This window comes from Streptomyces sp. NPDC058751, assembly GCF_042746485.1.
Classification (GTDB): domain Bacteria; phylum Actinomycetota; class Actinomycetes; order Streptomycetales; family Streptomycetaceae; genus Streptomyces.
Map to the genome: position 1 here is coordinate 1 of NZ_JBHYPZ010000036.1, position 13,375 is coordinate 13,375.

Consider the following 13,375-nt stretch of genomic DNA (forward strand, 5'->3'; position numbering starts at 1 on the left):
GCTTTCCTCCGGGCGCTTCCCTTCGGTCTTGCGTTTCCGACTCTATCAGACCGTTTCCGTATCCGATTTCCCCGGCGCTTTCCAGGTTCCCGCTTCCGCGTTTCCCTTTCCGGCGAGTCCAAACCCTATCAGTGATTTTCCATCTCGCTGACCACCATCCCGCAAACATGCGGAACAGGACCCCGATATAGGATCTGACAAGTTGGGTGCTGCCGGGCAACGACGCCTTGGTCACGCCGCTCAGCCTCAAGCAGGAGTACGACTCTACATGGGGTGCGGGAGCGGGCGCAAATCGTTTGCCCTGTCCTCTACGGCGCCAATCGGGATCTCTCGCGCGGAACCGGCACTTCATATGACATACCCTGCTCAACAGTGCGCTGTCCGGGACAGGCAGTGACGGACCGTATAGATCTCCACACCTCGGAGGCTTCCCATGACCACCGTGACGTCCCCTCTTGCAGGACGCGCCATCGGACTCGCCGCAGTACCGGACCCGGTGTTCTCCGGAGCGATGGTCGGCCCCGGCACGGCGATCGACCCCGTGCGTGAACCCTCGGAGGCCGTCGCCCCCGTGGACGGCGTGGTCGTCTCGCTTCACCCTCACGCGTTCGTCGTCGTCGACGGTGAGGGTCACGGCGTGCTCACGCACCTGGGCATCGACACCGTGCAGCTCAATGGCGAAGGCTTCGAGCTGCTCGTCAACAAGGGAGACAGCGTGACGCGTGGTCAGAGCGTCGTGCGCTGGGACCCCTCCGCCGTCGAGGCGGCCGGCAAGTCCCCGGTGTGCCCGGTAGTGGCCCTGGAGGCCACGGCGGACTCCCTCTCAGACGTCCGCGAGGACGGCGACGTGAAGGCCGGCGACGCGCTCTTCGGCTGGCAGTGAAATCGACGCTGTCCTGGACGGCGTGTTCGACAACCACCGCGGCGGTGGTACCCGCCGCACTATTCGGAGACGGGTGAGATGGAGACAACGCTGCGAGGCGTCGGCGTGAGCCACGGTGTGGCGATCGGCGAGGTTCGGCACATGGGAACGGCGGTTCTTGAACCGCCTGCCAAGCAGATCCCCCCGGAGGACGCGGACCGCGAACAGGCACGCGCCCGCAAGGCCGTGGAAGACGTGGCGGCCGACCTGATTGCACGCGGCAATCTGGCGGGCGGCGAGGCCCAGGCGGTGCTCGAAGCGCAGGCCATGATGGCCCAGGACCCCGAGCTGACGGCTGATGTGAACCGGCGGATCGCCGTCGGCAGCACGGCCGAGCGTGCGGTCTACGACGCGCTCGCCGCGTACCGGGCCCTACTCGCCGGCGCAGGCGAGTACCTCGCCGGACGCGTGGCCGACCTCGACGACGTCCGGAACCGGATCGTCGCTCGACTGCTCGGCGTCCCCATGCCGGGCGTCCCTGACAGCGACGAGCCCTACGTCCTGATCGCGCGCGACCTCGCGCCCGCCGACACGGCGCTGCTGGACCCGACCCTGGTCCTCGGCTTCGTCACGGAGGAGGGCGGCCCGACCAGCCACAGCGCGATCCTGGCGCGTGCGCTGGGCGTACCGGCCGTCGTGGCCCTCCCCGGCGCGGGTGAGCTCGCCGAAGGCACGGTCATCGCCGTCGACGGCAGCACGGGTGAGATCTTCGTGGAGCCGAGTGCCGAGAAGAAGGCACAGCTCGAGGCCGCCGCGGCCGAGCGCAAGGCGGCACTCTCGGCCTCGACGGGCCCGGGCGCCACCTCCGACGGGCACAAGGTGCCGCTGCTGGCCAACGTCGGCGGCCCGGCGGACGTGCCGGCGGCCGTGGAGGCCGGTGCCGAGGGCGTCGGTCTGTTCCGTACCGAGTTCCTCTTCCTCGACGACAGCAAGAAGGCGCCGTCCGAGGAGAAGCAGATCGAGGCGTACCGTCAGGTGCTCGAGGCCTTCCCCGAGGGCCGTGTCGTGGTGCGGGTGCTGGACGCGGGCGCGGACAAGCCGCTGGACTTCCTGACGCCGGCCGACGAGCCGAACCCCGCCCTCGGCGTACGGGGTCTGCGTTCGCTGCTCGACCACCCCGATGTGCTGCGTACGCAGCTCACCGCGCTTGCGAAGGCCGCGGAAGGACTGCCGGTCTATCTCGAGGTGATGGCTCCGATGGTCGCGGACCGTACGGACGCCAAGGCGTTCGCGGACGCGTGCCGTGAGGCCGGGCTGCGGGCGAAGTTCGGCGCGATGGTGGAGATCCCGTCGGCCGCGCTGCGGGCGCGGTCGATCCTGCAGGAGGTCGAGTTCCTTTCCCTGGGAACCAACGACCTCGCGCAGTACACGTTCGCCGCGGACCGGCAGGTGGGCGCGGTGTCCCGGCTGCAGGACCCGTGGCAGCCGGCGCTGCTCGACCTGGTCGCGCTGTCCGCCGAGGCGGCGAAGGCCGACGGCAAGAGCTGCGGTGTCTGCGGTGAGGCCGCGTCCGACCCGCTGCTGGCCTGTGTGCTGACCGGTCTGGGGGTCACCTCCCTGTCGATGGGTGCCGCGTCGATCCCCTATGTGCGGGCGACGCTGGCGAAGTACACGCTGGCGCAGTGCGAGCGGGCGGCCTCGGCCGCACGTGCCGCGGACACGGCGGAAGAGGCGCGCACCGCTGCGCAGGCGGTGCTGTCGGGCGAATAGCCGGACGGCGTCGCCAGCGGGCGACAGCGGTTCTCGGTACGGAGGGGCGCTCCATCTGCGGATGGGGCGCCCCTTTCGCGTTCAGTGCGTGTGGCCCTTCCCCTTTCCCCCGTCTCCGAGGTCGGGCGGTACGCAGTAGTCGACGCCTGATTCCGGGGAGACCAGATCGCCGGAATCGAGGTCGGTGCAGTAGGCGTCGAACACCTCCCCGGCGGTGAGGGGCTCCAGGTCCTCGCCTCGCAGGCGCCATCCGTAGACACGATCGGTGGTGTCGGGGGCGGTGGTGCGCATGACGAGTCCGCAGGCGCTCCGGGTGGCGATGCCCAGGGCCAGGACAGTGGTGAATTCGAGGGTTTCGGATTCGTCCAGGTGTGTGATGCCGTCGGTACGCCCATCGGTGCGGAGTACGGCGACGAGCGTGTCGGGGGCGGAGGACACGCTGCACACGAGGTGGAGTTCTCCTGGGCTCGCGGTGTCGACGACCCGTGTGAGGAGGTGTGCGGCACGGATGAAGGAGGCGCGGCCGATGTCCTCTCCACAGGTCGCGCAGGTGCCGATGCGGGCCAGGAGCGTGGTGGCGTACTCCCAGGTGGCACGGCGGACCGCTTCGTCTACGAGGTCCGGGACCAGTTCGTCGAGGGGCTGCCCCTCGTAGGGGATGGTGGGACCGGTCGCCGCGAGTTGGGCCGTGAAGCGGGTGCGGCTGGCCGGGGTGTCGGGTTCGAGGCCGGCTTCGGCGCAGAATTCGGCGTACTCCTCGGGGTCGAAGAGTGCCACGGTGGTGTGGCTGCCCTGGGCGGCGAGTGTCTTGAGCAGGGTTTCGACCTGATGGAGATAGGTCGTGTGGTCGTCGAAGGCGAAGGTGCGATAGCGCCGCATCGCCCGGAAGTCCTGCTCGTCGGTCAGCAGGCCGATGGTACCGGCGATTTCGCGGCGCAGGACGCGTCGCATGGTGTGGTGCTGGGTGTGCGCCATGTTTCCCCCTGTGCACAGTCGATCAATGCTCACTCACAGTAACCGGCGGCACTGACAACGCGGGGCGGGTGAGCCGGTCACGGACGAGACGGTGCTGGAACATGCAGGTCATGGCTATGGTCGCGCCGAAGAGGGTCCAGCCCAGAGGGCCGGCCGCGATGGCCGCTGTGACAGCAAGTGGTCCGACGCTGCGCTGCACGGCCTGGGCGAGTCCGTGTGCGCCGAGGTAGCTGCCCTGCGCGGTGTCCGGGGCGAGGGCCACGGAGAGTTCCCACGAAACGGTGGCATGGAGCATCTCCGTCACCGTGAAGGTGATGGCCGCCGCGGTCAGGAAGAGGGTCACGGCCATGGTGCCGCCTGTCGCGGAGAGCGCCAGGAGAACACCTCCGAGGGCGAAGAACGCGGAGAGCGGGACGAGCAACGCACGGGCCGCGGCCGTTGTGGCGCCGAATCGCGCCAGGGGGACCTGGAGGGTCACGACCATCACGTTGTTCAGGACCATCAACAGGGGTGCGAGGCCGTGAGGAGCCTGTGCCGAGTGGGCGACGCACAGGGGCAACCCGACCTTGAACACGGCGTCGTTCAGGAAGAGGAGGGTCTCGGTGGCTACGTAGGCGAGGTAGGTGCGGTCACGCCACGGGCCGGCGGGTCGCGTCGCGGGGGCGGGGTCCTTCGAGGTGGCGACCGTGCGCGTGGCCGAGGGCGGTTCGCCGCAGCGGGCGGTCAAGAGGGCGACGGCCACGAAGGAGAGGGCGTCGCCCACGAGCAGCCATCGGTACGCGACGGTGGTGCCGATCGTGAGGGCTCCCGCCGCGACGAGGCCGCCGAGGGCCCAGCCGGCGTTGGCGACGGTGCGGTTGACGGCTTGGTAGCGGACGCGGTCGGGCCCCGAGACACGGGTGGCGTACAGCTTGGTGAGGACGTTCGCGGCCCGGTCGGCGAAGCTGCCCGCCGCGGAGAACACCAGCAGGAGGGCGTAGTCGTCCGTGGTCAGCAGTGCTAAGGAGGCGACGGCGCGCAGGAGCTGGAGCCCGATCAGAAGGCGTGTCAGGGGCAGCCGGTCGGCGATGCGCCCGCCCAGAGGCGCGCCGGCGATGCCGACCGCTCCCGCTGCGGCCACGAGCGTGCCGATCTGTGCGACCGAGAAGCCGGCGACGTAGGCGAAGTACAGGACGGAGACGGATGCCCACAGGCCGCTGCCTATGCGGTCGACCAGGGCGATCCAGAGCATTCTCCGGCCGTCGGGGCCTCCTGGAATGTGTGTCGACCATGCGGCTGCGCGGCGCGTCGGACTCACGGGCCCCCTTGCCTCTCATTATGTATTGATACATAGTTAGCAATGTGGCAGCACAATATTCGATCACTGGTGCGACGGCCAAGGGAATTGCCGCCTCCGTGGAACGGGGCGTGGCTGAAGGCGCCCTCGAGCCGGGCACGGCACTGCCTCCGGTGCGCGCCCTGGCCGAGCGGCTCGGCATCAGTCCGGGGACGGTCGCGACGGCGTACAAGGAACTGCGGCAACGGGCGATCGTGGTGACGCGCGGGCGCGGCGGGACCGTGGTCGCCGCCGCGCCTGCCGTGGCGTCACGGCGTCCGCCCCGCGTGCCGGACGGACTGCGCGACCTGGCGGGCGGGCATCCCGACCCCGCGCTGCTCCCCCTGCTGGTGCCTCCGTCACGGCTCTCTCCCGGTGCGCGGTCCCATCGCGGAACACCGCGTCTGTCCCGGCTGGAGGATGCCGTACGCGACTGGCTGGAGCCCGATGGAGTACCGGCCGCGCATGTGACGTTCGCTCATGGTGCGCTGGACCTGATCGGACGGCTGCTGTCGGTGGAACTGCGTCCGGGGGACGCGGTCGCGATGGAGGACCCCGGCTATCACCATCTGCTGGACCTGGTCACGGCGCTGGGACTGCGCACGGTTCCGGTCGCGGTGGACGACCAGGGCATCCGTCCGGACGCCCTGCGGACGGCTCTGCGGGCAGGGGTGCGCGCGGTGGTGTGCAGTCCGCGGGCGCAGAATCCCTGTGGTGGCGGCTTCTCCGGGGAACGGCGGGACGCGCTCGTCGCCGAGCTCCGGGAGGCGCCCGACGTGCTGGTCGTGGAGAACGACCACGCGTCGTCCGTAGCCGGCGCGCCACTGCGCACGCTGACCACGGACGGCCTGAACCGCTGGGTCCATGTGCGCACCGTCAGCAAGTTCCTGGGAACCGACCTGCGGTGGGCGGCCGCGGCGTGTGACCCGACGACACTGGCCCGTCACGACGGACGCATGCTGCTGACGTCGGGCTGGGTCAGTCATCTGCTGCAGGAGACGGTGCTCCAGCTGATGACGGACGAGGACACGCGCGCGTTGGTGGGGCGCGCCCAGGACGCGTACGCGCGGCGCAGGAGCGCGTTGCTCCGCGAGCTCGCGGAGCGCGGCGTACGGGCCCACGGGGCGAGCGGGCTGAACGTCTGGGTGCCCGTGCGGGACGAGTCGGCGGTGGTGAACGGGCTGCGCTCGTACGGATGGTGGGTCGCGGCAGGTGCCCGTTTCCGGACCTCGGCCGCGCCGGGCGTACGCATCTCGGTCACGGAACTCTCACCCGCCGACGCCGTCGGTCTGGCCTCCGACTTCGCCGCCGTGCTCGGCGAGTCGGAGGCCACCTACGGGGGCTGATGCCCGTGGAGGCAGGTCAGCCGCGCTCGCGAGCCAGCTTCTCGTAGAAGCGCAGGAGTTCGACGTTGTCCACGGAACCGACGTTGACGGCCTTCTCCATGGACGCGCCTTGGAGGAGGCGCTTGACGGGCACCTCGATGCGCTTGCCGGTCAGGGTGTGGGGCACTCCGGGTACTTCGATGACCTCGTCGGGAACGTGGCGCGGGGAGAGCTGTTCCCGGATGGTGCCCTTGATGCGGTTCAGGAGGTCCTCGTCGAGCACGGCTCCGGGTGCGAGATGGACGAACAGTGGCATCCAGTAGCCCCCGTCGGGCTGTTCGACACCGATGACGAGCGACTCCTTGATCTCGGGAAGGCGCTCGACGGCTTCGTAGATGTCGGCCGAGCCCATGCGCACACCCTGCCGGTTGAGCGTGGAATCGGAGCGGCCGTGGATGACGACCGACCCCCGTGAGGTGACGGTGATCCAGTCGCCGTGGCGCCACACTCCGGGATACGTGTCGAAGTAGCTGTCGTGGTAGCGGCTGCCGTCGGGGTCGTTCCAGAAGCGGATGGGCATCGACGGCATCGGGTTGGTGACGACCAGTTCGCCGACCTCGTCGGTGAGGGGCTTGCCGCTGGGGTCCCAGGACTGGAGGTCGGTGCCGAGGCCGGCGGCCTGGAGTTCGCCGATGTACACCGGGAGCGTCGGTACCGCTCCGGCGAAGCAGGAGCACACGTCGGTGCCGCCGCTGACGGAGGCGATCCACAGGTCCTTGCGCACCTCGTCGTGCAGCCAGCGGAATCCGTCGGGCGGCAGCGGGGAGCCCGTCGTGGCGACGCACCGCACGCGGCCGAGGTCGAAGTCGCGCGAGGGGTGGACACCCGCCTTGCGGCAGGCCATCACGTACGCGGCGGACGTGCCGTACAGGGTCGCCCCCGTACGTTCGGCGATGCGCCACTGGGCGCCCGTGTCCGGGTACCCGGGGCTGCCGTCGTACAGCACGATCGTGGTGCCCGTCAGGAGGCCGGAGACGAGGAAGTTCCACATCATCCAGCCGGTGGAGGTGTACCAGAAGAAGCGGTCCTCGGGGCCCAGGTCGCAGTGCAGGCCGAGCTGCTTGAGGTGCTCGACGAGGATGCCGCCCTGGGACTGGACGATGGCCTTGGGGAGGCCGGTCGTACCGGAGGAGTAGAGCACCCACAGCGGGTGGTCGAAGGGAACCTGCTCGAAGACGGGCTCCACGTCGGCGGAGGTCAGCGCCGACCACTGGAGGGCACCCTCGGGCGCCTCCGTGCCCAGCAGCGGGATGTGCACGACGGCGCGCAGGGTGGGCAGTTCACGGCGCAGTTCCGCGACCGTGTCGCGGCGGTCGTGCTCCTTGCCGCCGTAGCGGTAGCCGTCGACGGCGAACAGGACCACGGGTTCGACCTGCTGGAAGCGGTCGAGGACGCTGCGGGCGCCGAAGTCGGGGGCGCAGGACGTCCAGACCCCGCCCACGGCGGCCGTGGCGAGCAGGGCGACCACGGCTTCCGGGACGTTCGGCAGATAGCCGCTGACCCGGTCTCCCGGGCGTACGCCGAGGGCGCGCAGTTCTGCGGCGAGGGAACCGACCCGGCGACGCAGGTCGGACCACGTCACGGGGACGGACTCGTGGGTCTCGTCCACATACAGGAGGGCCGGTTCGTCCGCGCGGGTCTCCGCGGCGCGCAGGGCGTGCTCCGCGTAGTTGAGGGTTCCTCCGGGGAACCAGGCCGCACCGGGCATGGCCCGGTCGCCGAGCACGCGCGCGTAAGGGGTGGAGAACCGTACGTCGAACCACTCGGTGACGGCTTTCCAGAACGTGTCCAGCTCGTCGACCGACCAGCGGTGCAGTGCCGCGTAGCCTCCGTCGGCCGGTGCTCCGTGCCGTTCGGCCGCCCAGGCCTGGAACTTCGTGACCTGTGCCTGGGCGATGCCCTCGGCTGTGGGCTGCCAGAGGGGTGAGGGGTTCGTGGTGGACATGGGGCGGCTCCCGGGCTGTGCGCGTCGTGGGCGTCAGTCGCGCACGAGCGGGGGTGTGCGCGTCACGCGGCTGACACGGACGATGCCATGTGATCGACTTCTTTACCAGGGCACGCCCCACACAGTCGGCTACATGAAGATGTGGTGTCGCACCAGGTGAACGGCAGCTGAACGAGCCGCTCAACGGGGGTCGGCAGTGGCAGGGTGAGCAGCATGGACGGTCGTGACCTGGTGCGTTCGGTGAAAGCGGTCGGCTCGGGGGGTACCACTCAGGGGTTGCTCACAGTACGGGCGGCGTGGCGCAGGAGGCGTGCCGACGCCACCGGGCTGCCCCGACGGGGGGCCGAGCGGGCCCGGGTGCCGGGGCCGGTGCTCGGTGTGGAGCCGGGCCCCGGCGGCGGGGTCGTCCGCTTCACTCGCTCGGAGCTGCGGATCACGGTCACGGTGGGCGGGGCGGTCTTCTGGGGCTGGGACGCGACCGCGCCGGAGCCGTCGTACGCCCTCGCGGGCCGGCCCCCGGAGCCTGACCCGCGGGCCGTTCTGGAGCCGGACAAGGAGGGCGGCTGGCGCGTGGTGGCCGAGCGGGTCACGGTCACGGTCTCGCGCCACGGCGCGGTCCGGGTCCTCACGCCCGGCGGAGTGGTCCTGCGCCGGGATCTGCCGCCCCGGTGGTGGGAACCCGTCGACGGCGGTACCGCCCGCTGGATACAGCGTTCCGAAGTGGCGGCCGACGCCCGGTTCTTCGGTCTGGGCGGCCGGGCGGCGGGGCTACGGCTGCGCGAGGGCACGTACCGGCTGTGGAACACGGATCCGGGGCAGACCTTCGGACCGGGCGACGATCCGCTCTACCTCACGATGCCTGTGCAGATGGTCGTAGCCGACGCCGGCACGCACCTGGTGTTCCACGACACGACGTGGGACGGCACCGTGATCCTTCGGGAGGGCAAGGAGGGCGCCGGATCGGGGCACGACCGGGCCGGATCGTGCGAGCTGCGCATGGACGGCGGTCCACTGCGCTGCTGGGTGATGGTGGGGACTCCCGCGCGCGTGCTGCACTCCTGGGCGTCACTGACCGGTGCGGCGGCGCTGCCGCCCGCATGGGCGCTGGGACACCAGCACGCCCGGTGGGGCTTCGGCGGCGAACAGGAGGTGCGCAGGATCGTCGCGGGCTACCAGGAGCGGGACCTGCCGCTGGACGCCGTGCACCTGGACATCGACCACTACGACGCCCACCAGGTGTTCACCGTCGATCGCGACAGGTTCCCCAAGCTCCCCCAGCTCGCCGAGGAACTGCGGCGCGACGGAATCCGGCTGGTGTCCGTCGTCGACCCGGCCGTCAAGGCGGAGCCGGGCAACGCCGTGTACGACAGCGGTCTCGCCGAGGACGCCTTCGTGCGGGACGCCTCGGGACGGCTCGTGCGCGGCGTCGTGTGGCCCGGGGAGGTCGTCTACCCGGACTTCACGGACGCGCGGGCGCGCGCGTGGTGGGGCAGGCTCTACGCGGAGCGGCTCGGGCAGGGGTTCGCGGGGTTCTGGCACGACATGAACGAGCCGACGTCGTTCACCGCGTTCGGGGAGCCGACGCTGCCCCGTTCGGCCCGGCACCGCCTGGAGGGCCGCGGCGGTGACCACCGCGAGGCGCACAACGTGTACGCGCTCGGCATGGCTCGGGCCGCCTATGAGGGTCTGCGTGAACTCGTGCCCCAGGAGAGGCCGTTCCTCTTCTCGCGTTCCGGGTGGGCGGGCCTGCAGCGTTACGCGGGGACGTGGTCCGGGGACGTGGCCACGGGCTGGCCTGGGCTGCGGGCGTCATTGTCCCTGGTGCTGGGGCTCGGGCTGAGCGGGGTGCCCTACTCGGGCCCCGATGTGGGCGGCTTCGACGGCAGCCCGTCGCCCGAGCTCTACCTGCGGTGGTTCCAGCTCGGGGCGTACCTCCCGCTGTTCCGCACGCACGCGAGTCTGCGGGCCGGACGCAGGGAGCCCTGGGAGTTCGGTGACGAAGTGCTGGAGCACGCGCGCGTGGCGCTCGTCGAACGGCGGCGGCTGCTCCCGTACTTCATGACGCTGGCGCACATGGCGCGCCGCACGGGCGCCCCGTACGTCCGGCCGCTGTGGTGGGGCAGTCCCGAGGACCGGGTGCTGCGCGACTGCGAGGACGCGTTCCTGCTCGGCGACAGCTTCCTGGTGGCGCCGGTGCTCGACCCGGGCGCGGTCCGACGGACGGTGCAGCTGCCGGGCGGACGGTGGTACGACACGGCCACCGAGAAGGCGTACGAGGGACCCGCGCAGGTGGTGGTCGACGCGCCCCTGGCACGGATCCCGGTGTTCGCGCGGGCCGGCACCGTCCTGCCCGTACGTGGTGCCGACGGTGGTCTGGAACTGGAGGCATGGGCGCCTATGCGAGGGAGCGTCGGCGGCGGGCTCGTCGTGCCGGACCCGGGCGACGGCTGGGAGGAACCGGAGGCCGAGCGCCATGTGTCCCGCTGGGAGGAGGACGAGGTGGTGGTGCGACGGGCGGGCGGCGCGGGAGGGCTGAGCGAGCCGTCGTACCCCGTGCGTGTGCGAGGACTGGGGACGATACGTCCCTGACCCTCAGACGTACCGTCCCTCGAACCAGGCACGGGCCGCCAGGGTGTGGAGCGGGAAGGCGAGTTCGGCCGGCCGGCGCAGCAGGTGCCAGCCTTCCGTCTCGTCGGTGGCGGCGGACCGCGGCAGTTCGGCGGCGGGGCGTTCCGGAAGGAGCCCGAAGAGCAGCAGATGGCCCGCGGGAGAGCTCATCGCGTCGGCGAGTCGCACGTCCCTGCTCGCGGCGTCGATGCCCGTCTCCTCCTTGAGCTCGCGCACGACGGCCTGCCGCCAGTCCTCCCGGTGGTCGATGAATCCCCCGGGCAGGGCGACACCCCCGCGCGCGGGGGCGATGGTCCGCGTGATGACGACCAGGGCGGCACCCCGGTCGTCGTGGACAGGCTGCAGGGCCACCGCGACCGGCAGCGGATTGCGGTAGGCGACCGTGCCGCAGGCGGCGCAGGTGCGGGGCCAGCCGGAGACGCCCTCTCCGTAGGGGGCGCCGCAGCTCGAGCAGTGCGAATCGCGCGCGAAGTCGGCGGGTGGGTGCGGGGTTTCGGACACGTCGCGGACTGTAGCCCATCGACGGACCGCCGTCTTCGGATCGGACCGGATGATGCCGGTGGGACGGAACGGCTCCGTCGGGGCGGATGAGGTGGCCGGAAGCACTTTTGCGTCGCCGGTCGCCGCGGGATCTTCGGCGTCCGGGGTTCGCCCGTCGTCCCGTGCGGACGCCCTGCCCAATTCCCGCCGCCCGTGGCACACTCCTGACGTTCCGTCAGATCTAGCGTCGTGGAGGGACCGTGCCGCGCACACGCACACCTGTCGTCTCCGGGTGGTTCACCGGGGAGGGGAACGACTTCCGCCTGCTGGGCACACGGTGCTCGGCGTGCGCCTCGGTGTTCTTCCCCCGCGAGGACACCTTCTGCCGCAATCCGGGGTGTGCGGGCGGCGAGCTGGCGGAGGTGCCGCTGTCCCCCCGAGGGCGCGTCTGGTCGTACACCGACAGCCGCTACCGGCCCCCGTCACCCTATGTGACCGATCCGGAACTCTCTTGGGAGCCCTACGCGTTGATCGCTGTGGAACTGGAATCCGAGCGCCTGGTGGTGCTCGGCCAGGCTGTTCCCGGGGTCACCGCCTCCGACCTGGCGGTGGGAATGGAGGTGGAGGTCGTCCCCGGTGTGCTGCACGAGGACGCGGAGACGACCTGGACGACGTGGCACTGGCGGCCGACAGGGACGACGGCGTGAAGGACACGAGGCGGACGGGGGTGGCGGCGTGAGCGGGGATGTGGCGGTGCTGGGTGCGGGGATGCACCCGTGGGGCAAGTGGGGTCGCCGTTTCGTCGAGTACGGGGTCACCGCGGCGCGCGCCGCGCTCGACGACGCGGGAATCGGCTGGCGGGACGTCGACTCGGTCGTGGGCGCGTCCACCGTGCGCGGAGGCTATCCGGGCCATGTGGCAGGGGCGACGTTCGCGAGGGCGCTGGGATGGCAGGGAGCACGCGTGACGAGTGTGTACGCGGCCTGCGCCTCGGGGGCGCAGGCGCTCGCCACAGCACGGGCGCAGATACTCTCGGGCCTCGCAGAGGTGGTCCTCGTGGTGGGCGCGGACGCGGCGCCCAAGGGTTTCTTCCGCCCCGCGGGCGGAGACCGGCCGGACGATCCGGACTGGCTGCGCTTCCGGGTCCTCGGAGCGACCAATCCGACGTACTTCGGGCTGTACGCACGGCGCCGGATGGCTCTGTACGGCGACACCCCCGAGGATTTCGCCCAGGTGAAAGTCAAGAACGCGGCCCAGGGCGCGCTCAATCCCCACGCCCGCTACCGCAAGCGGGTCACGGCCGAGGAGGTCGCCGCGTCGGCCGTGGTCGCCGATCCGCTGCGGCTGCTCGACATCTGCGCGACCTCGGACGGCGGCGCCGCCGTGGTGCTGGCCGACATGGGGTTCGCCCGCCGGCGCGGGGTCGCCGAGCCGGTGCGGATCCGCGCGGTGTCGACCGTGTCGCCGCGCTACCCGAACACCGTGCTGGATCTGCCGGACATCGCCACGGACTCGGCGGCCGCCGTGGAGCCCACCGCCGGGAGCTTCCGGGCCTCCATCGCCCGGGCGGCTTGCGAGGAGGCGGGCATCGGGCCCGAGGACCTCTCGCTCGCGGAGGTCTACGATCTGTCGACGGCGCTGGAACTGCAGTGGTACGAAGACCTCGGGCTCTGTGCGGAGGGCGAAGCCGCCAAACTCCTGCGGGAAGGCGCCACGGCACTCGGCGGACGCATACCGGTGAATGTCAGCGGCGGGCTCGCCTCCTTCGGAGAGGCCGTTCCGGCCCAGGCCATCGCCCAGGTGTGCGAGCTGACCCGGCAGTTGCGCGGCAACGCGGGTGACCGGCAGGTCGCCGGGGCACGGGTGGGGATCACCGCGAACCAGGGGCTGTTCGGGCACGGCTCTTCGGTCGTGGCGGTTCGCTAGCACCGCGGCGGCCCGCTCCCGGCCGGGGTGCCTGCGGTGCCCACCCCCGCACCCGCCGTGGCAGCCCCGGAATCCTGCGTGAACACCTC

10 protein-coding genes are annotated in these 13,375 nt (G+C 71.2%); 6 read left to right on the top strand and 4 right to left on the bottom strand.

Going from position 1 to position 13,375, the window contains the following annotated elements; translation table 11 throughout:
* The first annotated feature begins 433 nt into the window (after positions 1-433).
* Both ACFW6B_RS28945 and ptsP read left to right on the top strand, forming a co-directional pair.
* A complete protein-coding gene (locus ACFW6B_RS28945; RefSeq protein WP_386600421.1) occupies positions 434-883 on the top strand; it encodes a PTS glucose transporter subunit IIA in 450 nt (149 codons plus the stop codon).
* Between the two features lie 78 nt (positions 884-961).
* Complete coding sequence (ptsP, locus tag ACFW6B_RS28950; protein WP_386600424.1) at positions 962-2,632, top strand: phosphoenolpyruvate--protein phosphotransferase; 1,671 nt, start codon at positions 962-964, stop codon at positions 2,630-2,632.
* 81 nt (positions 2,633-2,713) lie between these two features.
* Here ptsP and ACFW6B_RS28955 read toward each other — a convergent pair whose 3' ends face one another.
* Together ACFW6B_RS28955 and ACFW6B_RS28960 are read right to left on the bottom strand one after the other, a co-directional pair.
* Entirely contained in the window at positions 2,714-3,607 is an 894-nt protein-coding gene (locus ACFW6B_RS28955; RefSeq protein WP_386600426.1) for a hypothetical protein, read from the bottom strand.
* A gap of 22 nt (positions 3,608-3,629) precedes the next feature.
* Positions 3,630-4,838: an MFS transporter gene (locus ACFW6B_RS28960; protein WP_386600428.1), complete on the bottom strand. Its 1,209-nt coding sequence runs from the start codon at positions 4,836-4,838 to the stop codon at positions 3,630-3,632.
* Positions 4,839-4,948: 110 nt separating this feature from the next.
* Between ACFW6B_RS28960 and ACFW6B_RS28965 the strand changes: the two genes are divergently transcribed.
* Entirely contained in the window at positions 4,949-6,268 is a 1,320-nt protein-coding gene (locus ACFW6B_RS28965; protein WP_386600430.1) for an aminotransferase class I/II-fold pyridoxal phosphate-dependent enzyme, read from the top strand.
* A 16-nt stretch (positions 6,269-6,284) separates the two neighbouring features.
* On the opposite strand, the gene ACFW6B_RS28970 is transcribed toward ACFW6B_RS28965, so the two are convergent.
* Entirely contained in the window at positions 6,285-8,252 is a 1,968-nt protein-coding gene (locus tag ACFW6B_RS28970; RefSeq protein ID WP_386600432.1) for an acetoacetate--CoA ligase, read from the bottom strand.
* Between the two features lie 213 nt (positions 8,253-8,465).
* On the opposite strand from ACFW6B_RS28970, the gene ACFW6B_RS28975 reads away from it, so the two are divergent.
* Positions 8,466-10,841, top strand: coding sequence for a TIM-barrel domain-containing protein (locus tag ACFW6B_RS28975; RefSeq protein WP_386600434.1), 2,376 nt, complete (start codon positions 8,466-8,468; stop codon positions 10,839-10,841).
* A 3-nt stretch (positions 10,842-10,844) separates the two neighbouring features.
* Here the strand turns inward: ACFW6B_RS28975 and ACFW6B_RS28980 are convergent, their stop codons facing one another.
* Positions 10,845-11,381 (bottom strand): NUDIX domain-containing protein, encoded by a 537-nt coding sequence (locus ACFW6B_RS28980; RefSeq protein WP_386600436.1) that lies wholly within the window; start codon positions 11,379-11,381, stop codon positions 10,845-10,847.
* Between the two features lie 239 nt (positions 11,382-11,620).
* On the opposite strand from ACFW6B_RS28980, the gene ACFW6B_RS28985 reads away from it, so the two are divergent.
* Together ACFW6B_RS28985 and ACFW6B_RS28990 are read left to right on the top strand one after the other, a co-directional pair.
* A complete protein-coding gene (locus ACFW6B_RS28985; RefSeq protein ID WP_386600438.1) occupies positions 11,621-12,067 on the top strand; it encodes a Zn-ribbon domain-containing OB-fold protein in 447 nt (148 codons plus the stop codon).
* Positions 12,068-12,095: 28 nt separating this feature from the next.
* Complete coding sequence (locus ACFW6B_RS28990) at positions 12,096-13,286, top strand: lipid-transfer protein (RefSeq protein ID WP_386600441.1); 1,191 nt, start codon at positions 12,096-12,098, stop codon at positions 13,284-13,286.
* Positions 13,287-13,375: the final 89 nt, after the last annotated feature.